Here is a 19134-nt window from a genome sequence, read left to right as displayed (position 1 = left end):
TTGCGGGCGCGCGACAGCGGCCGCGCGCCCTTGAGTGCCTCCCCGAGCGCGCCCGTCTCAGGACGATTTGCACAGGGACGGATCCTGCTCCGCCGCCTTGCGCCGCGCCTTCGCGGGCCGCCCCGCGCGCATCTGCGCCAGCATCACGCCGGCCAGCGCCATGGCGCCGCCGACCAGGTGGAACAGATGCGGCTTTTCGCCCAGGAAGGTGGCGGCGATCGCCACGGTGACCACCGGCATCACGTTCAGGAAGATGCTGGCGCGGTTCGGCCCCAGGTGACGCACGCCCTGGATCCACAGGAACGGCGCGAACAGCGACGGGAATACGCCGGCGTAGAGCACCAGCGGCAGGTTGTCGGCATTGAGCGGCGACGGCGGCGCCAGCAGGAAGGTCGGCAGCAGGAACAGCGTGCCGAAGGCGATCTGCGCGTACAGCGATTGCCACGGCCCCAGCGGCAGCGCCCACAGGCGCAGCAGCACGCCATACAGCGCATAGGCCAGCGCGGCCACGCCCATCAGCAGGTCGCCCGGATTGGCGCCCACCTGCAGCAGCCGGGCCGGATCGCCCTCGCCGATCAGCAGCGACAGGCCGGCCAGCGACACCAGGCCGCCCAGCAGCGCCATCAGCGTGGGCCGCTCGCGCAGCACCAGCGCGCTGACCACGATGGTGAGCAGCGGGATCATGGCGGTGATGATGCCCATGTTGGTGGCGGTGGTGGTCGACGCGGCCACATAGGCCAGCCCCTGGTACAGCGCCATCGCCAGGCCACCCAGCACGGCCAGCTTGGGCCAATGGCGCAGGATCTGGGCGCGCTGCGCCCAGGCGCCCGGCAGGGCGAAGGGCGTGAGCAGCGCGCCGGCCAGCGCCCAGCGATAGAAGCCGATGGCGGCGGGCGCGATGAGGCCGGCGGACATCTTGGTGACGATCATGTTGACCGACCAGATCAGGGCCGCCAACAGCGGGAAGAACAGGTAACGGGCGGGAGGATGGGAAACGGAAGCTTGCTGCATGATGCGCTCTTGCGGGAACGAGCGCTCAGTGTAGGACTTGTCTGACTCCAGGCATATAATGAATTTCAGACAAAGCACGCTCGAATCCGGACATGGACCCCGCTTCCTCCGCCCAGCTGGCCAGCCACCTGCCCTACCCGCTGGCCTGCCGCATCCTGCATTTCACGCCGCATTCCAGCATGGCGCGCCACCGCTCCGATTGGGGCGAATTGAACTTCGCCATCTCCGGCATCATGGAGATCGGCATCGAAGGCGTGCTGTACCTGTCGCCGCCGCAGTACGCCATCTGGATACCGCCGGGCGTGTCCCACTGCTGCCAGAACGAGGGCGAAGTCCACTACGCCTGCATCGACATCCCGGCGGCGGCCTGCGCCGGCCTGCCGGCCGCTCCCTGCACGCTGGAGATCAGCCCCGTCATGCGCGCCGTGCTGGCCGATTTCGAGCGGCGCGGCATCACCTATCCGGATACGCCGGAAGACCGGCGCATGGCGCAGGTGGTGATCGACCAGACGCGCCAGGCGCGCGCCTACGCCAGCTATCTGCCGTCCACCACCGAGCTGCCGCTGGCCCCGATCCTGGCGGCGCTGCAGCGCGAGCCCGGCGACAAGCGCGGCGCGGCGCACTGGGCCGCCACCGCCGGCATCACCGAGCGCACGCTGCTGCGCCACTGCCAGCAGCATCTGGGCATGTCGTTCAACGACTGGCGCCAGCGGCTGCGCGTGGTCAGCGCGCTGGGCATGCTGGACGCGGGATTGCCGGTGCAGGATGTCGCGCGCCGGCTCGGCTACAGCACGCCCTCGGCGTTCATCGCCATGTTCCAACGACTGACCGGGGAATCGCCCGACAGCGCGCGGCGGCGCAGCGGCGACGCGCCGCGGGCATCGGCGTAGGACATTGCGGGCGATCCGCCGCCCCCGGCTGGCGGCGCGCGCCCTGCGAACCGCGTCATCCACGCGTCCGATGCAAGGCACGGCCGAACGCGCGACAATAGCGCCTGACCCGAATCCCCAAGCTACTCAATCTCATGCAGCGCCGCGCCATCAGAGCGCGGGCGCGCCCAGGAATCCTCATGTCCGCCTCCGCCACGCCTCCCGCCTCCTTGACCCGTTTCAGCTCGGCCGAGCTGGACATGCTGGCCAAGACGGCCGACGCCCTCAGCGCCTTCCTGGGCAAGCCCGTGCTGGCTGAAGTCGTGTTGGGCGAGGAAGGCACCGAATGGGTGACTTTCGGCGTGCCGCTGGACGAGAAGGCCGAAGCCGACGAATCCCAGGTCCATGTGCAGCTGGGCGGCCCCGGCGCGCGCCTGCTGGGCAATCGCGGCGGCCTGCCGCCGGCCGACGACGACACCTACGACTGCCTGTACCTGTGGGCCATCCAGATCACGCTCGGCGAGGGCGAGCGCTTCGTCAAGCTCGACCATGATGGCGAAGAGTCCGCCTGGTCGGACAGCCTGGAAGACGTGCTGCCCTTCGCGCTGAGCGAGGATCCGGACCTGGCGCAGGACGACGAGGATGATGAGGACGAAGACGATGAAGACGACGACCGCGACGGCCACGCGCATCCGCACGACTGCGACGATCCCGACCATCGCCACTGAACGCGCGACGGCTTCAGCGTTTTCCCTGTATTGACCGTGCAACTTTCCGATCGGTAGTATCCAGCCATCATTCCTGCCGCGCGCCAACGATGTCGGCGGCGGGATACGGCACCGAAGCCCTCAACGAGCCTTGCGCTCGTTGAGGGCTTTTTTCGTCCCGACGTTCCGTGAAGGAGAGCGCATCATGCTGTATCACAGTTCAAGACCGCTGCGTACGGCATTGGCCGCCGCACTCAGCCTGTCCGCCTCGATGGCGCTGGCCGCCGATCCCGTCAAGCTTGGATTGCTGGAAGACGCATCCGGCAATTTCGCCATCGCCACCATCGGCAAGATCCACGCGACCGAACTCGCGGTCGAGGAAATCAACGCCAAGGGCGGCATCCTGGGCCGCCCCATCAAGCTCATCGCCTATGACACGCAATCGGACAACACCAAGTTCCAGGAACTGGCGCGCCGGCTGATCCAGACCGACAAGGCCGACGTCATCTTCGGCGGCTTCTCCAGCGCCTCGCGCGAAGCCATACGCCCGATCATGGACCGGGCCAAGCAGCTCTACTGGTACAACAATCAATACGAAGGCGGCGTCTGCGACAGCAACGTCTTCGTCACCGGCGCGGTGCCCGAGCAGCAGTTCTCCACGCTCATTCCGTGGATGATGGAAAAGTACGGCAAGCGCGTGTACACCATCGCCGCGGACTACAACTTCGGGCAGATCTCGGCGGAATGGGTGCGCGACATCGTCAAGCGCAACGGCGGCGAAATGGTGGGCGAGGAATTCATTCCGCTAAGCGTCTCGCAGTTCGGCCAGACCATCCAGAACATCCAGAAGGCCAAGCCCAGTTTCGTCATGACCCTGCTGGTCGGCGCCAACCAGGCGTCCTACTACGAGCAGCAGGCGGCGGCCAACCTGAACCTGCCCATGGGCAGCTCCGTCAACGTCGGCCAGGCCTACGAGCACAAGCGCTTCAAGGCCCCCGCGCTGAAGGACATGCACGTCACCGCCAACTACGTGGAAGAGGTCGACTCGCCGGCCAGCGCCGCCTTCAAGCAGCGCTTCCGCGCCAAGTTCCCGAACGAGCCCTACATCAACCAGGAGGCGGCCAACGCCTATGACGCGGTGTACCTGTATAAGGCGGCGGTCGAACGCGCCAAGTCCACCGACCAGCAACTGGTGCGCAAGGCGCTGGAAGAAGGCGGCATCTGCACCGACGGGCCATCGGGCAAGGTCTGCATCGATCCGAAGAGCCATCACCTGAGCCACACCATCTACCTCGTCCGCGTCAAGGACGACCATTCCGTCGAGATCCCGAAGGTCTGGAACGACGTGCAGCCCTACTGGCTGGGCGAAGCGGGATGCAATCTGCCCGCCAAGCCCGACCAGAAGCAATACACGCCGTCCAATCCGCCCAAGAAGTCCTGAAGCCTTGCGGCCCGACGGCGCATCGCCGGCGGGCCGCGACGATTGAAGCGAGTCGGTCATGACGGTCATTTCGGCAATCTATTCGGTGGTCTACCAGTTCGGCGACAACTTCGCCTACCTGGTCCTGGCTGCGCTCGGGCTGGCCGTGATATTCGGCCTGATGGGCGTCATCAATCTGGCGCACGGCGAATTCATCATGTGCGGCGCCTACGTCACCATCCTCTGCGCCAAGCGCGGCGTGCCCCTGCCCGTCGCAATGCTGCTGGGCGCCCTGGCGGCGGGCGCGGCCGGCGCGCTGATCGAACGGCTGTTCATCCGGCGCCTGTACGGACGCCTGTTCGATTCCGTGGTCGCCACCTGGGCCATCAGCCTGATCGTCCAGCAGACCATGCTGCTGCTGGCCGGACCCTCGATCGAAGGCATCGCCACGCCGTTCGGCTCGTTCACGCTGGGCGAGTATTCGTTCTCGACCTATCGCGCCGTGCTGCCGCTGGTGGCGCTGACGGTGCTGGCGGCGCTGTACGGGCTGTTCTTCCATACCCGCTACGGGGTGCGCGCCCGCGCCACCATGCAGAATCCGGACATGGCCCGCTGCCTGGGCCTGCGCACCGACAGGCTGTACACGCTGACCTTCGTGCTGGGCGCCGCGCTGGCGGGCCTGACCGGCGCGCTCTACGCGCCCACCATGACCGCGGTGCCGACCATGGGCACCAGCTTCATCGTGCAGGCCTTCGTATCGGTGGTGGTGGGCGGCGCCAATGTGCTGGCGGGCACCGCGCCCGCGGCGGCGGTGCTGGCCGCGATCCAGACGACGCTGTCCGCGGGCTATGGCCAGCTGTTCGGACAGATCGGCCTGCTGCTGGCCGTGATCGTCGTCATCCGGGTCATGCCGCAAGGCCTGGGCCACCTGTTCAACCGTGGCCGATGAGGGACGCGCCATGCCGACACTGAATCTCTCCCGCCCCGCGCCCGCCCTGCCGTCGGCAAGCGGCGCGCTGCTCGCCGCGCCCTGGGGGCTGGCCTTTGTGCTGCCCCTGCTGCTGGACGGCACCGCGACCGGCAATCTCGCCTATTGCCTGGTGTGGGCCTTTTCCGCGCTGGGACTGGCGCTGATGTGGGGGCACGGCGGCATCCTGTCCTTTGGCCAGACCGCTTTCTTCGGCATCTCCGGCTACACCTACGGCATCGCCACGCTGAACTGGGGCGACAGCTGGGGCGCGACCTGGGGCGGGCTGGCGCTGTCGCTGGCCGCCAGCATCGCGGTGGCGTTCGCGCTGGGCTACATGATCTTCTACGGCCGGATCAAGGGCGTGTTCGTCGGCATCCTGACGCTGTCGGTGACGCTGGTCCTGGAAACCTTCATGGCGCAGACCGCCGGCCCGCAATGGGTGGTCGGCGAAGCCCGGTTGAACGGCTACAACGGCATGTCCGGCATGCCGCCGCTGTCCCTGCCCTGGGGCGACGGCGCCTACGCGCTGGAGGGCGTGCCCTTCTACTACCTGGTGCTGACGCTGCTGCTGCTGGCCTACCTGGCCGCCCGGCTGCTGCTGCGCTCGTCCTTCGGCCTGACGCTGGCAGCCATCCGGGAGAACCCGCAGCGCGCCGAAATGCTGGGCGTCGACATACGCAGGCACCAGATGCTGGTGTTCGTGTTCGGCTGCACCCTGGCCGGGCTGTCGGGCTCGCTCTACACCATATGGGGCTCCTACATCACGCCGTCGGCGATGGGCCTGACCGCCGCCGCCATGCCGGTCATCTGGGTGGCCACATCCGGGCGCGCCAGCATCGGCGGCGTCATCCTCGGCACCGCCGCGCTGGTCTGGCTGTCGCAATGGCTGGCCATCTATGGCAGCCAGTACGCGCTGATCCTGATGGGCGTGATCCTGCTCATCGTGGTGCTGGCCATGCCGCAGGGATTGCTGCCCTGGCTGGCGCGGCTGCCGGAACATATCAGGGGCGCGGGCCGCAAGGGGAGCCGGGCATGACGGCACAATTCCTGCTCGAAACCCGGGGCCTGGGCAAGCGCTTCGGCGGCGCCCAGGTCATCAACGGCATCGACCTGCGCATCCAGGCCGGCGAGATCCGCTGCGTCATCGGCCCCAATGGCGCGGGCAAGAGCACCTTCTTCAAGCTGCTCACCGGCGAGCATCGCCCGAGCGCGGGCAGCGTGCGCTTCCTGGGCGCCGACCTGGACCGGGTGCTGCCCCACCAGCGCATCCGCATGGGCATGAGCATCAAGTTCCAGATCCCCGGCGTGTTCCCCGCGCTGACGGTGCGCGAGCATCTGCGCCTGAGCCTGCATTGCGCAGGCGACGGCGCGACCGGCTCGCAGGACCGGCTGCTGCGCCAGTTCATGCTGGAGGCGGAAGCGGAAAAACGGGCCGGCGCGCTGTCGCACGGCAAGAAGCAATGGCTGGAGATCGCCATGGCGGTATCGCTCAAGCCCAGGCTGCTGCTGCTGGACGAACCCGTGGCCGGCATGTCGGTCGACGAAACCCGCGACACCGGCGAGCTGCTGCTGCGGCTGCGCGAAGATGGACTGACGCTGATGGTGGTTGAACACGACATGACCTTCGTCAAGCAGATCGCCTCGGAAGTCACGGTCCTGCACGGCGGCAGGCTGTTCGCGCAAGGCCCCGCGAGCGAGGTGCTGGCGCGCGACGACGTGGCCGATATCTACCTGGGGAGACGGCCATGACCGCCCTGCTCGAGGTGCGCGGCCTGACTTGCGGATATGGCGGCGGCATCGTCCTCGACCGGCTGTCGCTGACGCTGGAACCCGGCAAGGTGATGGCCTTGATCGGCCGCAACGGCGTGGGCAAGACCACGCTGATGCGCGCCCTGATCGGCCTGCTGCCGGCCACGGCCGGAGACGTCCTGCTCAACGGCTCGCCCTTGTCGGCGCTGCCGCCGGATGCCCGCGCGCGCTCCGGCATCGGCTATGTGCCGCAGGGCCGGGAGATCTTCACCGCCCTGACCGTGCGCGAGAACCTGCTGGTCGGCACGAGCGCGGCGCCGACCGCCGCGGCATCGACCGCACTGGAAGCCGTGCTCGATTACTTCCCGGTGCTGCGCGCGCGGCTGGGCCAGCGCGCCGGCACCATGAGCGGCGGGGAACAGCAGCAGCTGGCCATCGCCCGCGCGCTGGCCTCGTCGCCGCGCCTGCTGCTGCTGGATGAGCCGTCCGAAGGCGTCCAGCCATCCATCGTCGACCTGATCGCGCGGACGCTCGCCCGCATTGCCGCGAGCACCGGCATCGGCGTGCTGCTGGTCGAGCAGGACATCGGCATGGTGCAGCAGGCGGCCGACCGCTGCGCCGTGATGGACAAGGGCCGGATCGTGAATGAACTGGACCGCGAACAGATCGCGGACATGGAACTGATGCGCCGCCAGCTGGCGCTGTGAGCAAGACAGCAAAGGGAGAACCGCAATGAAGTCGCAGTGGCTGCAAGACTCGATCATGATGACGCGCGGCGTGGGCGCCCGGCGCGAGCCTCGGGTGCATCACCTGACCGAGGCGCTGCAATCGTCCTATCACTACACGATCGGCCCTTACTCCGCGCCGGTGTTGCACGTGCAGCCGGGCGACCGCGTCGTGGTGGAAACGCGCGATGCCTTCGAAGGCAAGATCAAGGAAGAATCCGACAAGCCGTCGGAACTGCTGACCATGCCGTACCTGAATCCCCAGAACGGCCCCATCATCGTCGAGGGCGCCGAAAAGGGCGATGTGATCGCGGTGCACATCGAGAAGATGTCGCCGCGCGGCGCCGATCCGCACGGCTTCTGCTGCCTGATACCGAACTTCGGCGCGCTGACCGGCACCGACTACACCGCGCTGCTGAACGAACCTCTGCCGGAGATCGTCCGCAAGATCAAGATCGACGAGGAAAACGTCTACTGGAGCCGGCGCCATACCCTGCCCTACCGGCCGCACATCGGCACCTTGAGCGTGTCGCCGGAAATCGATTCGATCAATGCGCTCACGCCCGACAACCATGGCGGCAACATGGACGTGCCCGACATGGGTCCGGGCAGCATCACCTATCTGCCGGTGCGCTCGCCCGGCGGCCGCCTGTTCATCGGCGACGCCCATGCCTGCCAGGGCGACGGCGAGGTCTGCGGCACGGCCGTCGAATACGCCAGCACCACCACCATCCGCGTGGACCTGATCAAGCAATGGCAGATCGACTGGCCGCGCCTGGAGAACGCCGACGCCGTGATGAGCATCGGCAGCGCGCGGCCGCTGGAGGACGCCACCCGCATCGCCTATCGCGAACTGGTGCGCTGGATGGCGGCCGACTATGGCTTCGATCAATGGGACGCCTATATGCTCTTGAGCCAATGCGGAAAAGTCCGGCTGGGCAACTTCGTCGATCCGAAGTACACCGTAGGGGCGATGATCTCCAAGCACTACCTCAAATAATCCTCCCCTTCTCCTTCCGTCCACATCCATGACAGGTTCCGCACCGTTCAAGATCGGCCTGCTGGCCTCCCAGCGCGGGGCCACGGCCGAACTGGAAATGTCGCAATGGCGCGGCGCGCAGCAGGCGCTGGCCGAGATCAACGCGCGCGGCGGCGTCAATGGCCGCGAGCTGTCGGCGATTCACTACGACCCGGAATCGGACCCCGCGCGCTTTCGCAAGCTGGCCGAAAAGCTGCTGGTGGAGGACGGCGTCAACGTGATCTTCGGCGGCTACACGTCCAGCAGCCGCAAGGCCATGCTGCCCGTGGTCGAGAAACACAACCGGCTGCTGATCTACTGCCAGCAGTACGAGGGTTTCGAGTTCTCCGAGAACATCGTCTATAGCGGCGCCTCGCCGAACCAGAACGGCGTGCAGCTCGCGGACTTCATGAGCGAGGTCTATGGCGCGCGGGTCTACATGGTCGGCTCCCGCTACGTCTACCCCTACGAATGCAATCGCACCATGCAGGAGCTGCTGCTGCAGCGCCCCGAGGGCGCGGTGCTGGGGGAGCGCTACCTGGACCTGACCGCCGACCCGGCCCAGTTCCAGGACGTGGTGGCCGACATCATCAAGAAGCAGCCCGACTTCATCTTCTCCACGGTGATCGGCAAGACCATTCCCTATCTGTACCGCGCCTACCGCGAGGCCGGCCTCGATCCGGACAGGATGCCGATCGGCAGCCTGAACACCTCGGAAACCGAAATCCGGATGATGGGCGCGGATGCGGCCGCGGGGCACTACACCTCGGCGCCTTATTTCCAGTCGGTGGACACGCCGGAGAACCACGCCGCCCTGCGGCTGCATGCGCAGCGCCACGGCGCGGAATGCCCCACCGACATGAACTGGGAGGCGGCCTACTATCAGGTGCACATGTATGCGCGCGCGCTGGCGCTGGCCGGCACGGACGACTACGAGGTCATCACCCCGCACCTGTACGGCGCGGAGTTCTCCGCGCCGCAGGGACGCATCCGGCTCGATCCGACCAACCACCACATGTCGCTGTATTCCCGCATCGGCCGCGCCGGCGCGGACGGCCAGTTCCGCATCGTCCGCCAGTCCGCCCAGGCCGTGCCGCCGGATCCTTACATGGCGATGCAGAAACGGGGAGACTGGGTCACCAAGTTCTCCACAAGGGGATGACGGTGAATCCACGGCCTGACGGCGTCCAGCGCAGCCTGACAAGCTGGATCCTCAACCGCGGCCTGCGGGTGGTGGTGCTGCATCCCGACGATGCCGACGGCGCGACGCTGACCGGCCACCTGATGCGTATGGGCTTCCAGGTCCAGGCCTTCTGGCCGCCGCCGGACGAATTGCCGGACAAGGTCGACCTGGTGTTCCGGGCCTTGCTGCTGGACGCGCGCGAACCGCAGGACGCGTGGCAGGGACCGGCATCGCCGCCCCTGATCTCGGTGATCGGCTACGAAAGCCCCAGCTTCATCGACCAGGCCCTGAAGATGGGCGCCGACGCCGTCCTGACCACGCCGATACGGGCCACCGGCCTGCTGGCGACCATCGTCTGCGCCCTGCAGCACGCCAAGCGCCAGCGGCAGCAGGCCGACCGCATCGCCAAGCTGGAACAGAAGCTGGCGGGCACCCGTCACCTGGCGCAGGCCAAGGCCATCCTCATGCGCATGCACGGCATCGGCGAGAACGACGCCTACGAGATGCTGCGCACCCAGGCCATGTCCAACCGCGTCACGGTCGACGACATCTGCCATTCGATCATCCAGACCTGCGAGATGTTCGAGCCCAAGCGCCGCGAGGCGGGCTGACCGCCGTCGGATCCTGAGGGCGAATGCGCAGCGGCCCCGGCCGTGAATGGCCGGAGTCCATGGATCACACCGTGATCCGCCCCTCCCGCACCGCATGACAAGCCACCACCGCCGGCCCGGCCGCGAGCGCCTGCGGCGCCTCGGTCTTGCAGCGCTCGTTGGCGTGCGGGCAACGCGGATGGAAGGTGCAGCCCGACGGCGGGTTCAGCGGATTGGGCACCTCGCCCGCCACCGCCGTGCGCGGCTTGCCGGCGCCGTTGATGTCGGGAATCGCCTCCAGCAGCATGCGCGTGTACGGATGACGCGGCCGCGCGAACAGCTCGTCGCGCGGCGCGACCTCCACCATGCGGCCCAGGTACATCACGCCGACGCGGTCGGCCACGTGATGCACCACCGCCAGGTTGTGCGAAATGAACAGATAGGTCAGGCCCAGCTCGCGCTGCAGATCCTTCATCAGGTTCAGCACCTGCGCCTGCACCGACACGTCCAGCGCCGAGGTCGGCTCGTCGCAGACCAGGAACTCCGGATTGACCGCCAGCGCGCGCGCGATCGAGATGCGCTGGCGCTGGCCGCCCGAGAACTGGTGCGGATAGCGGCCCTGGTCGGCCGGATCCAGCCCCACCTGCTTGAGCAGCTGGCCCACGCGCGCCGTGCGCTCGGCCGGCGTCATGGTGGTGTGGGTCAGCATGGGCTCGGCGATGATGCGGCCCACGCGCCAGCGCGGATTCAGGCTGGCATACGGATCCTGGAAGATCATCTGCAGGCGCTTGCGCATGGCCCGGCCGCCGGATTCGGCCATGCCGGCCAGGGGCTGGCCGTCGAAGCGGATATCGCCGCGCGTCAGGCCGTACAGCCCGACCAGCATGCGCGCCACGGTGGACTTGCCGCAGCCCGACTCGCCCACCAGCGCCAGCGTCTCGCCGCGCGCGATGTCGAAGGACACGCCGTCGACGGCGCGCAGCATGACCTTGGGCTTGCCGGACAACTTGCGCTCCAGCCACGGCGGCGACACGTCGAACCAGCGGGCCGCGTCCCGGACTTCTACCAACGGGTGAGTGCCGCTCATGCCGCCACCTTTTCTTCATGCAACCAACAGGCGGCGCGGGAAGTGCCGGCCGCCATCAATTCAGGACGATCCTGCGTGCAGCGCGGCAGCTTCTGGCCGCAACGCGGATTGAACGCACAGCCCGTCGGGATGGCGTTCAAGCGCGGCATGCTGCCGTCGATCTGCACCAGCCGCTGGGCGTGGCTATCCAGCGCCGGGATCGAGCCCATCAGGCCGGCCGTGTAAGGGTGACGCGGCTTGTGGATCACGTCGGCCACCGGGCCGATCTCGGCCACGCGGCCCGCGTACATCACGGCGACGCGGTCGGCGGTCTCGGCGATCACGCCCATGTCGTGGGTGATCAGCATGACGGCCGTGCCCTGCTCGCGGCACAGGCGCTTGAGCAGTTCGATGATCTGCGCCTGGATCGACACGTCCAGCGCGGTGGTGGGCTCGTCGGCCACCACCAGGCGCGGCTCGGCGGCCAGGGCCAGCGCGATCACCACGCGCTGGCGCATGCCGCCGGAGAACTGGTGCGGATAGTGGTCGATGCGCTCGCGCGCCGCCGGGATGCCGGTGGCCGCCAGCAGTTCGACCGCCCGCGTGCGCGCCTGCGACCAGCTCAGGTCCAGGTGCGTGACGATGGTCTCGGCCAGCTGCCGGCCCACGGTGTACAGCGGATTCAGCGAGGTCAGCGGATCCTGGAACACGGCGCCGATCTCGCGGCCGCGCACGCGGCGCATCTGCTCGTCGGGCAGGTTGTCGATGCGGCGGCCGCCCAGCAGGATTTCACCGGCAGCCACGCGCCCCGGCGGCTCCAGCAGGCCGATGATGGCCGCGCCGGTCAGCGACTTGCCGGCGCCGGATTCGCCGACCACGCCCAGGACCTCGCCCGCCTCGATCGAGAAGGACACGTCGTCCAGCGCGCGCAGCGTGCCGCGGCGCGTGGGGAACTCCACGCGCAGGTTGCGGACTTCAAGTAATGCGCTCATGGAAAAACCTCAATTCAGTCGCGGGTTGAGCGCGTCGCGCAGCCAGTCACCCAGGAGGTTGACCGACAGCACCAACAGCACCAGCGCCAGTCCGGGGAAGATGACGATCCACCATTCGCCGGAGAACAGGAAATCGTTGCCGATGCGGATCAACGTGCCCAGCGACGGCGACGTCGGCGGCACGCCCACGCCCAGGAACGACAGCGTCGCCTCGGTGATGATGGCGGTGGCCAGGTGCACCGTGGCCAGCACCAGCACCGGTCCCAGCACATTGGGCAGCACGTGGCGGAACATGATGACGGGCGAGGCCACGCCGATCACGCGCGCGGCCTGCACGTATTCGCGGTTCTTCTCCACCAGGGTGGAGCCGCGCACCGTGCGGGCGTACTGCGGCCAGCCGGCAAGCGCGATCGCGCCGACCAGCACCGGGAAGGCGATCACCTCGTGCAGCTCGCGCGGCACCGCGGCGCGCGCCACGCCGTCGATCAGCAGCGCTATCAGGATGGCCGGGAACGACAGCTGCACGTCGGCCACGCGCATGATGAAGGCGTCGATGCGCCCGCCCGCGTAGCCCGAGACCAGGCCCAGCACGATGCCGATGACCATGGACAGCGCCACCGCGGCCAGGCCGATCAGCAGGGACACCCGCGTGCCGTACAGAATGGCCGAGTACAGGTCGCGGCCCTGGCTGTCGGTGCCCAGCAGGTAGGTCGGCTGGCCATTGGCCTGCCAAGCCGGCGGCAGCAATGCGTCCAGCAGTTCCACCTTGGTCAGGTCGAAGGGATTGTGCGGCGCCACCCAGCCGGCGCCAAAGGAACCGATCAGCAGCAGCGCCAGCAGGATGGTGGCGGCGATGGCGACCGGGGCGCGGCGCCAGGCCCAGGCCAGGTCGCTGTCCCACCAGCGTTTGAGTACGGCGCGCATCAGTGAGCCCCCCCGGCGCGGGTCATCCCGGCGCGCAGGCGCGGGTCCACGACGAAATACAGAAGATCGACGATCAGGTTGATCACCACGAAGACCAGCGCGATCAGGCACAGATAGGCGGCCATGACCGGCACGTCGGCGAATTGCACGGCCTGGATGAACAGCAGGCCCATGCCCGGCCACTGGAACACGGTTTCCGTAACGATGGCGAAGGCGATGATGCCGCCCAGCTGCAGGCCGGTGATGGTGATGACGGGCACCATCGTGTTCTTGAGCGCGTGGCCGAAGTGGATGGCGCGGCGCTTGAGCCCGCGCGCACGGGCGAACTTGATGTAGTCCGAACGCAGCACTTCCAGCATTTCCGAGCGCACCAGGCGCAGCACCAGCGTCATCTGGAACAGCGACAGCGTGATCGACGGCAGGATCAGGTGCTTCCAGCCATCGGCCGTGAACAGGCCCGACGACCACCAGCCCAGGCTGACGGTCTCGCCGCGTCCGTAGCTGGGCAGCCAGCCCAGCTGCACCGAGAACACCAGGATCAGCAGGATGCCGATGAGGAAAGTAGGCAGCGACACGCCCAGCAGCGAGCCGGCCAGCAGCAGCTGCGACAGCATGCTGTTGCGCTTGAGCGCGGTATACACGCCCAGCGGCACGCCGACCACCAGCGCCAGCACCGCCGCGACCAGCGACAGTTCCAGCGTGGCCGGCAGGCGCGACTTCAGCAGCGAGGAAACGGGTTCGCTCTGGCGCAGGGAGATGCCGAAATTGCCCTGCGCGGCGTTGGCGACGAAGTGGCCGAACTGGACGACGGCGGGCTCGTTCAGGCCCAGGCGCTCACGCAGCTCGACGCGTTCGGCGTCGGTGGCGTCCTGGCCCAGCATGATGGTGACGGGATCGCCGACGTATTGAAATAGCACGAATGCCAGCAGCGCGACGGTGAGCATCACCGCCACAGCCTGCAGCAGGCGGCGGAGTATGAAAGCGAACATAGGCGGAAAAAGGCAGGCAGGCGGCGCGCCTCAGCGCGCCGCCTGCGGGTTGGCCTGAATCAGTCGACCTTGACCCAATCGGCGACCAGACGGTTGTCGGCGCGATGGATGACGGTGACGTTCTTGCGCATGGCCCAGGGAATGACCTGGTCATGCAGGGGGATGTGACCGAAGTCCTTGGCGTGGCCTTCCAGCACCTTGATGATGTCGGCGTCGCGCTTGGCGGCGTCGGTCTGGGTCTTGATGCTGTCGATGACGGCGTCAAGCTCCTTGTTGCTGTAGTTGCCCAGGTTGTACATGCCGTCCGCGCCCTCGCCCTTGGTGCGGATCAGGTTCTGCAGCGTGTACATGGCGTCGAAGGTCGGCACGCCCCAGCCGAACAGATAGGCGCTGGTGTCGAACGACTGCACCTTGGGGAAGTAGGTCGAGCGCGGCATCGCGTTCAGCGTGGCCTTCACGCCGACCTTGGCCCACATGCCCACCACCGCCTGACAGATCGCCTCGTCGTTGATGTAGCGATTGTTCGGGCAGTCCAGCGTGAAGTTCAGCGTGCCGTCATAGCCGGCTTCCTTCAGCAGGGCGCGCGACTTCTCGGGATCGTAGGGCACGCGCTTGTGGACCGATTCGGCCCAGCCGTGCACCTGCGGCGCGATCATGGTGCCGGTGGGCGCCGACAGGCCGCGCATCACGGCGCGCTTGATGGCGTCCACGTCGATGGCGCGGTACAGCGCCTCGCGCACGCGGATGTCCTGGAACGGGTTCTTGCCCTTGATGTTCGAGTACTGCAGCTCGGGACGCTTCTGGTCCAGGCCCAGGTAGATGGTGCGGTATTCGTTGCCCTCGACCACCTTGGCCGACTGGCGCAGGCGGTCCAGGTCCTGGGCGGCCGGGTCCAGCACGAAGTCGATCTCGCCGGACAGCAGGGCCGCGGTGCGGGTGGCGTTCTGCTTGATCGGGGTGAACACCACCTCGGTCACGTTGCCGACCTTGCCGGCCTTGTTCCACCAGTCCTTGTTCTCTTCGAACACGGTGCGCACGTCGACTTCGCGCGTCTTCAGCTTGTAGGGGCCGGTGCCGTTGGTGTTGCGGGCGCCGTAGGTCTCTTCCTTGTTGACGTAATCCTGCGGCTTAGCGATGTTGTGCTTTTCCGCCCAGGCCTTGTTCATGATGAACACGTTGGTCAGCTGGCGCAGCAGCACCGGGTTCGGCGCCGACGTTTCGACCTCGAGGGTCAGGTCGTCGATCTTGCGCGCTTCCTTGATGCCGGTCGTGTAGGCCTTGTAGTTCGAGGTCGGCGCCATGGCGCGGTGGATCGAGAACACCGCGTCGTCGGCGGTGAAGGCCGCGCCGTCGTGGAACTTGACGCCGGGGCGCAGCTTGAAGCGGTACAGCGTGGGCGAGACCTGCTCCCACTCCGTGGCCAGGCGCGGCACCACCTTGAAGGACTTGTCGTAGTCCACCAGCGGTTCGTACACATAGCTGTTGGCGGCGATGGTCATGCCTTCGTTCTGCGAGTGCGGGTCGAAGGTGAGGATGTCGCCCTGGGCGGCCCAGCGGAAAGTCTTGGCCTGTCCGATCGAGGGCACGGCCACGGCGGCGGCGATCGCGATAGCAATCAAAGTGCGGCGCATAGGTTCAACTCCTGACTGTAGTCTGAAAATACCGGCGCGATATTGCCTAGCGCCGGAACCCGCGTCAATTCAGGGTTTATGCGTACCGGAGACGGTTTTCAGAGAGAGGAACAAAACAGGGACGCATATGCTCGTAACAAAATAATTGAAGCGAACAGCGTTCGATCAAACACGCGACGCGCGACATTCCCGGAAAGCGGAACTCGGCCGGCATCCGGACGCTCAATCCTCGTCCGTTTCGGCCGTCGCCATCTCCAGCGGCACGTGCTCGGTCATCAACACTTCCAGCATCTCTATCAGCAACGTCGCCCGTTCTTCGCCGAACGGCGCCAGCACGGCCTTCTGATGCTGCAAGGCCTGTTCGCACAGGCCCGCGATCAGATTGCGGCCCTTGGTGGTGATGCACACGCGCGTCTGGCGCCGGTCGGCGCGCACGCCGGTGCGCTCGACCAGGCCGTCAGCCTCCATGCGTTGCACCACCTTGCTCAGCGTGGGCTGCTTGGTGATGGCCAGCACGGCCAGCGTGCCGATGGTCTCGCCGGCGCTGCCTTCCAGGCTGGCCAGCACCCGCCATTCCGTGACCGACAGGCCGGCCGCGCGCACCTGCAGATGGAACTCGGCGGAAATGCGCTGGCTGGCCTGCGCCAGCAGATAGGCCAGATAACCGTCGACGAAACGCCCGCCGCCGGCGCCGGCCTGAATGCTCTTCTGCTTCTGCCACGCCATGTCTGTACGCTCCCGCGCCCGATTGTTCGAGATTGTCATGCCCGTCCCGCATGCTTGCCGCGGACCATCGGCACGCGCATTGCACCACGGCGATGCGCGGCCGCGCCATGATGTGCCGCAATGCTGTTGCGCAGCACAGGGTATACCCGGAATCGCAACCCGTTTTTGCACAGTATCGGGGCGGATTGGCGGGTCAACACCTAAAGGATAGCCAGTATATACACCCTTGTTTTAGCGTGATATTTTTTTGATTCCATGAAATTTCATCTTTTTTGTTGACAGCTAAAAAGTTGACTTCTAAAGTATTTTTTAGAACATGGATCCGCGACCATTCGATGTTGCGGAGCAGCAAGGCGCAAGGACCCGCGCAGCGGTCCGCGACTAGGGGTTCGAGATGGCTGAAAGGTCCTTCAAAAAAGAAGTCCAGCAATTGCGCATCGGCGCGGGCGAAGAGTTCCGCGGCGAGGGCATCCTCGCGGTCACCAAGGCCCTGCTGCAGTCCGGCGTGGGCTATGTGGCCGGCTACCAGGGTTCGCCCATCTCGCACCTGATGGACGTGCTGGCCGACGCCAACGAGATCCTGCAGGAACTCGGCGTGCACTTCGAGGCCAGCGCCTCGGAAGCCACCGCCGCCGCCACGCTGGCGGCCTCGGTCATGTATCCGATCCGTGGCGCCGTCACCTGGAAATCCACGGTCGGCACCAACGTCGCCTCGGACGCGCTGGCCAACCTGGCATCCGGCGGCGTCACCGGCGGCGCGCTGGTGATCGTGGGCGAGGACTACGGCGAAGGCTCGTCCATCATGCAGGAACGCTCGCACGCGTTCGCCATGAAATCGCAGATCTGGCTGCTGGACCCGCGCCCCAATCTGGAAAGCATGGTCAAGGCGGTGGAAGACGGCTTTTCGCTGTCCGAGGCCAGCAAGACGCCGGTGATGCTGCAGCTGCGCATCCGCGGCTGCCACGTGCACGGCCGCTTCATCGCCAAGGAAAACAAGCGCCCCGCCTTCAGCCTGGCGCAGGCGCTGGAAAGCCCGGCGCGCGACACCAGCCGCATCGTGCTGCCGCCCGCGTCCTTCCTGCACGAGCAGGAAAAGATCAAGGACCGCTGGCCCGCCGCCATCCGCTATATCAAGGAACACAAGCTCAACGAGCATTTCGACGGCGACCAGTCCGACATCGGCCTGATCCTGCAGGGCGGCCTGTACAACGGCGTCATCCGCGCGTTGCAGCTGCTGGGCCTGGCCGACCACTTCGGCAACAGCCGCATCCCGCTGTACGTCATGAACGTGACCTACCCCGTCATCGAGGACGAGGTCATCGACTTCTGCCGCGACAAGCGCGCCGTGCTGCTGCTGGAGGAAGGCCAGCCCGACTACATCGAGCAGAACCTGCACGCGGTGCTGCGCAAGGCCGGCATCGCCACGCAGCTCTCGGGCAAGGACGTGCTGCCCATGGCCGGCGAGTACACCACCCAGGTCATGCGCGAGGGCCTGCGCGAATTCCTGCGCCGCAACCGCCCCGAATTGCTGCAGACGCATCCGGCCGTGGCCGCCGACGCAGCCGCCGCCAGCGCCGCCCAGCCCGAGATCGTCGAGATCGCGCGCGCGCGGCCCGCCAGGCCCGTCGAGCAGCCCATCACCTTCCACAAGCATGTCGAGGGGCTGGCGGCGGTGGTGCCGCCGCGCCCGGCCGGCTTCTGTACCGGCTGCCCCGAGCGCCCGATCTTCTCGGCGCTGACGCTGGCGCAGGAAACGCTGGGCCAGCACCATATTTCCTGCGACATCGGCTGCCACCTGTTCTCGATCCTGCCGCCCTTCAACCTGGGCGCCACCACCATGGGCTACGGCCTGGGCGCGTCCAGCGCCGCGGCCTTCAACGTGCCGGCGGCCAAGCGCCCGATCTCCATCATGGGCGACGGCGGCTTCTGGCACAACGGCCTGTCCTCGGGCATCGGCAACGCCGTGTTCAACAAGTACGACGGCGTCATCGTCATCGTCGACAACTACTACGCGTCGGCCACCGGCGGCCAGGACATCCTGTCCTCGCGCGCCGAGAACCCCGACCGCTCCACCAACAACCCCATCGACCGCGCCGTGCGCGGCGTGGGCGTGCAATGGGTGCGCACGCTGGATCGCACCTACGACGTGGCCAAGGTGCGCGCCACCATCGAGGAAGCGCTCACCACCGACGTCAAGGGCCCCAAGGTCATCATCGCGCAGTCCGAGTGCATGCTGAACAAGCAGCGCCGCATCAAGCCGCTGTTCAACAAGGCGGTCAAGGAAGGCAAGCGCGCGGTCAAGGAACGCTTCGGCGTCGACCCCGACGTCTGCACCGGCGACCACGCCTGTATCCGGCTGTCCGGCTGCCCCTCGCTGACCGTCAAGGACAACGGCGATCCGCTAAAGGAAGACCCGGTCGCGCACGTGGAAAGCAGCTGCGTGGGCTGCGGCAACTGCGGTGAAGTGGCCCATGCCGCCGTGCTGTGCCCCTCGTTCTATCGCGCCGATATCGTCCACAACCCCACCGGCGGCGACAGGTTCTTGGCCCGCGTGCGCGGGGCGG

At 67.1% G+C, this 19134-nt stretch carries 18 protein-coding genes; 11 read left to right on the top strand and 7 right to left on the bottom strand.

Translation table 11 applies throughout. From position 1 onward, the window contains the following. Positions 1 to 57: 57 nt before the first annotated feature. Positions 58 to 1011, bottom strand: coding sequence for a DMT family transporter (locus AC6LJ5_RS10790; RefSeq protein WP_392412235.1), 954 nt, complete (start codon positions 1009 to 1011; stop codon positions 58 to 60). 92 nt (positions 1012 to 1103) lie between these two features. Here AC6LJ5_RS10790 and AC6LJ5_RS10785 point away from each other — a divergent pair, with 92 nt between their 5' ends. The 10 genes from AC6LJ5_RS10785 to AC6LJ5_RS10740 all read left to right on the top strand — a co-directional run bounded on the left by AC6LJ5_RS10785 (position 1104) and on the right by AC6LJ5_RS10740 (position 10263). After that, on the top strand, positions 1104 to 1901 hold the full coding sequence (locus tag AC6LJ5_RS10785; protein ID WP_103272653.1) for an AraC family transcriptional regulator: 798 nt from the start codon (positions 1104 to 1106) through the stop codon (positions 1899 to 1901). A gap of 179 nt (positions 1902 to 2080) precedes the next feature. Further along, positions 2081 to 2608, top strand: a complete 528-nt coding sequence (locus tag AC6LJ5_RS10780; protein WP_498140455.1) for a hypothetical protein — start codon at positions 2081 to 2083, stop codon at positions 2606 to 2608. Positions 2609 to 2792: 184 nt separating this feature from the next. Then, complete coding sequence (locus AC6LJ5_RS10775) at positions 2793 to 4028, top strand: urea ABC transporter substrate-binding protein (RefSeq protein WP_212319653.1); 1236 nt, start codon at positions 2793 to 2795, stop codon at positions 4026 to 4028. A gap of 58 nt (positions 4029 to 4086) precedes the next feature. Next, positions 4087 to 4956 (top strand): ABC transporter permease subunit, encoded by an 870-nt coding sequence (locus AC6LJ5_RS10770; RefSeq protein WP_498140454.1) that lies wholly within the window; start codon positions 4087 to 4089, stop codon positions 4954 to 4956. A 10-nt stretch (positions 4957 to 4966) separates the two neighbouring features. After that, positions 4967 to 6013: a branched-chain amino acid ABC transporter permease gene (locus AC6LJ5_RS10765; RefSeq protein ID WP_498140453.1), complete on the top strand. Its 1047-nt coding sequence runs from the start codon at positions 4967 to 4969 to the stop codon at positions 6011 to 6013. Then, a complete protein-coding gene (locus AC6LJ5_RS10760; protein ID WP_498140452.1) occupies positions 6010 to 6726 on the top strand; it encodes an ATP-binding cassette domain-containing protein in 717 nt (238 codons plus the stop codon). Before AC6LJ5_RS10765 ends, AC6LJ5_RS10760 begins: the two co-directional genes overlap by 4 nt. Further along, entirely contained in the window at positions 6723 to 7433 is a 711-nt protein-coding gene (locus AC6LJ5_RS10755) for an ABC transporter ATP-binding protein (RefSeq protein WP_498140451.1), read from the top strand. Before AC6LJ5_RS10760 ends, AC6LJ5_RS10755 begins: the two co-directional genes overlap by 4 nt. 25 nt (positions 7434 to 7458) lie before the next feature. After that, positions 7459 to 8451, top strand: coding sequence for an acetamidase/formamidase family protein (locus AC6LJ5_RS10750; RefSeq protein ID WP_498140450.1), 993 nt, complete (start codon positions 7459 to 7461; stop codon positions 8449 to 8451). A 28-nt stretch (positions 8452 to 8479) separates the two neighbouring features. Then, positions 8480 to 9631, top strand: a complete 1152-nt coding sequence (locus tag AC6LJ5_RS10745; protein ID WP_212320567.1) for a transporter substrate-binding domain-containing protein — start codon at positions 8480 to 8482, stop codon at positions 9629 to 9631. 2 nt (positions 9632 to 9633) lie between these two features. Continuing rightward, the gene (locus AC6LJ5_RS10740; RefSeq protein WP_212320568.1) at positions 9634 to 10263 is read left to right on the top strand and encodes an ANTAR domain-containing response regulator; all 630 of its coding nucleotides are present in this window, start codon (positions 9634 to 9636) and stop codon (positions 10261 to 10263) included. 64 nt (positions 10264 to 10327) lie between these two features. On the opposite strand, the gene AC6LJ5_RS10735 is transcribed toward AC6LJ5_RS10740, so the two are convergent. The 6 genes from AC6LJ5_RS10735 to AC6LJ5_RS10710 form a co-directional block, all read right to left on the bottom strand. After that, positions 10328 to 11329 carry an ABC transporter ATP-binding protein gene (locus tag AC6LJ5_RS10735; protein ID WP_498140449.1) on the bottom strand — a complete coding sequence of 334 codons (1002 nt, stop codon included), beginning with the start codon at positions 11327 to 11329 and terminating at the stop codon, positions 10328 to 10330. Then, complete coding sequence (locus AC6LJ5_RS10730; protein ID WP_103272650.1) at positions 11326 to 12300, bottom strand: ABC transporter ATP-binding protein; 975 nt, start codon at positions 12298 to 12300, stop codon at positions 11326 to 11328. Before AC6LJ5_RS10730 ends, AC6LJ5_RS10735 begins: the two co-directional genes overlap by 4 nt. A gap of 9 nt (positions 12301 to 12309) precedes the next feature. Beyond that, positions 12310 to 13224, bottom strand: a complete 915-nt coding sequence (locus AC6LJ5_RS10725; protein ID WP_103272649.1) for an ABC transporter permease — start codon at positions 13222 to 13224, stop codon at positions 12310 to 12312. Beyond that, positions 13224 to 14213, bottom strand: a complete 990-nt coding sequence (locus tag AC6LJ5_RS10720; protein ID WP_103272648.1) for an ABC transporter permease — start codon at positions 14211 to 14213, stop codon at positions 13224 to 13226. Before AC6LJ5_RS10720 ends, AC6LJ5_RS10725 begins: the two co-directional genes overlap by 1 nt. 59 nt (positions 14214 to 14272) lie before the next feature. Beyond that, positions 14273 to 15844: an ABC transporter substrate-binding protein gene (locus AC6LJ5_RS10715; RefSeq protein WP_103272647.1), complete on the bottom strand. Its 1572-nt coding sequence runs from the start codon at positions 15842 to 15844 to the stop codon at positions 14273 to 14275. Positions 15845 to 16066: 222 nt separating this feature from the next. Continuing rightward, positions 16067 to 16570 carry a MarR family winged helix-turn-helix transcriptional regulator gene (locus AC6LJ5_RS10710; RefSeq protein WP_103272646.1) on the bottom strand — a complete coding sequence of 168 codons (504 nt, stop codon included), beginning with the start codon at positions 16568 to 16570 and terminating at the stop codon, positions 16067 to 16069. 394 nt (positions 16571 to 16964) lie between these two features. On the opposite strand from AC6LJ5_RS10710, the gene AC6LJ5_RS10705 reads away from it, so the two are divergent. Then, positions 16965 to 19134: thiamine pyrophosphate-dependent enzyme (locus AC6LJ5_RS10705; protein ID WP_498140448.1), on the top strand; the 2170-nt coding region annotated here is incomplete at its 3' end.

The sequence above is a fragment of the Achromobacter sp. 1011791174 genome (assembly GCF_059760925.1).
Note: the sequence above shows the minus strand (reverse complement) of the source record. Positions and strands in the feature narration are given on the sequence as shown.

Excerpts from the sequence above, each read along its gene's own strand:
- AC6LJ5_RS10720 (WP_103272648.1), bottom strand. The coding sequence starts at position 14,213 with ATGTTCGCTTTCATACTCCGCCGCCTGCTGCAGGCTGTGGCGGTGATG.
- AC6LJ5_RS10760 (WP_498140452.1), top strand. The coding sequence starts at position 6,010 with ATGACGGCACAATTCCTGCTCGAAACCCGGGGCCTGGGCAAGCGCTTC.
- AC6LJ5_RS10780 (WP_498140455.1), top strand. The coding sequence starts at position 2,081 with ATGTCCGCCTCCGCCACGCCTCCCGCCTCCTTGACCCGTTTCAGCTCG.
- AC6LJ5_RS10715 (WP_103272647.1), bottom strand. The coding sequence starts at position 15,844 with ATGCGCCGCACTTTGATTGCTATCGCGATCGCCGCCGCCGTGGCCGTG.
- AC6LJ5_RS10735 (WP_498140449.1), bottom strand. The coding sequence starts at position 11,329 with ATGAGCGGCACTCACCCGTTGGTAGAAGTCCGGGACGCGGCCCGCTGG.
- AC6LJ5_RS10710 (WP_103272646.1), bottom strand. The coding sequence starts at position 16,570 with ATGGCGTGGCAGAAGCAGAAGAGCATTCAGGCCGGCGCCGGCGGCGGG.
- AC6LJ5_RS10745 (WP_212320567.1), top strand. The coding sequence starts at position 8,480 with ATGACAGGTTCCGCACCGTTCAAGATCGGCCTGCTGGCCTCCCAGCGC.
- AC6LJ5_RS10765 (WP_498140453.1), top strand. The coding sequence starts at position 4,967 with ATGCCGACACTGAATCTCTCCCGCCCCGCGCCCGCCCTGCCGTCGGCA.
- AC6LJ5_RS10755 (WP_498140451.1), top strand. The coding sequence starts at position 6,723 with ATGACCGCCCTGCTCGAGGTGCGCGGCCTGACTTGCGGATATGGCGGC.
- AC6LJ5_RS10790 (WP_392412235.1), bottom strand. The coding sequence starts at position 1,011 with ATGCAGCAAGCTTCCGTTTCCCATCCTCCCGCCCGTTACCTGTTCTTC.
- AC6LJ5_RS10785 (WP_103272653.1), top strand. The coding sequence starts at position 1,104 with ATGGACCCCGCTTCCTCCGCCCAGCTGGCCAGCCACCTGCCCTACCCG.
- AC6LJ5_RS10770 (WP_498140454.1), top strand. The coding sequence starts at position 4,087 with ATGACGGTCATTTCGGCAATCTATTCGGTGGTCTACCAGTTCGGCGAC.
- AC6LJ5_RS10730 (WP_103272650.1), bottom strand. The coding sequence starts at position 12,300 with ATGAGCGCATTACTTGAAGTCCGCAACCTGCGCGTGGAGTTCCCCACG.
- AC6LJ5_RS10775 (WP_212319653.1), top strand. The coding sequence starts at position 2,793 with ATGCTGTATCACAGTTCAAGACCGCTGCGTACGGCATTGGCCGCCGCA.
- AC6LJ5_RS10725 (WP_103272649.1), bottom strand. The coding sequence starts at position 13,224 with ATGCGCGCCGTACTCAAACGCTGGTGGGACAGCGACCTGGCCTGGGCC.
- AC6LJ5_RS10750 (WP_498140450.1), top strand. The coding sequence starts at position 7,459 with ATGAAGTCGCAGTGGCTGCAAGACTCGATCATGATGACGCGCGGCGTG.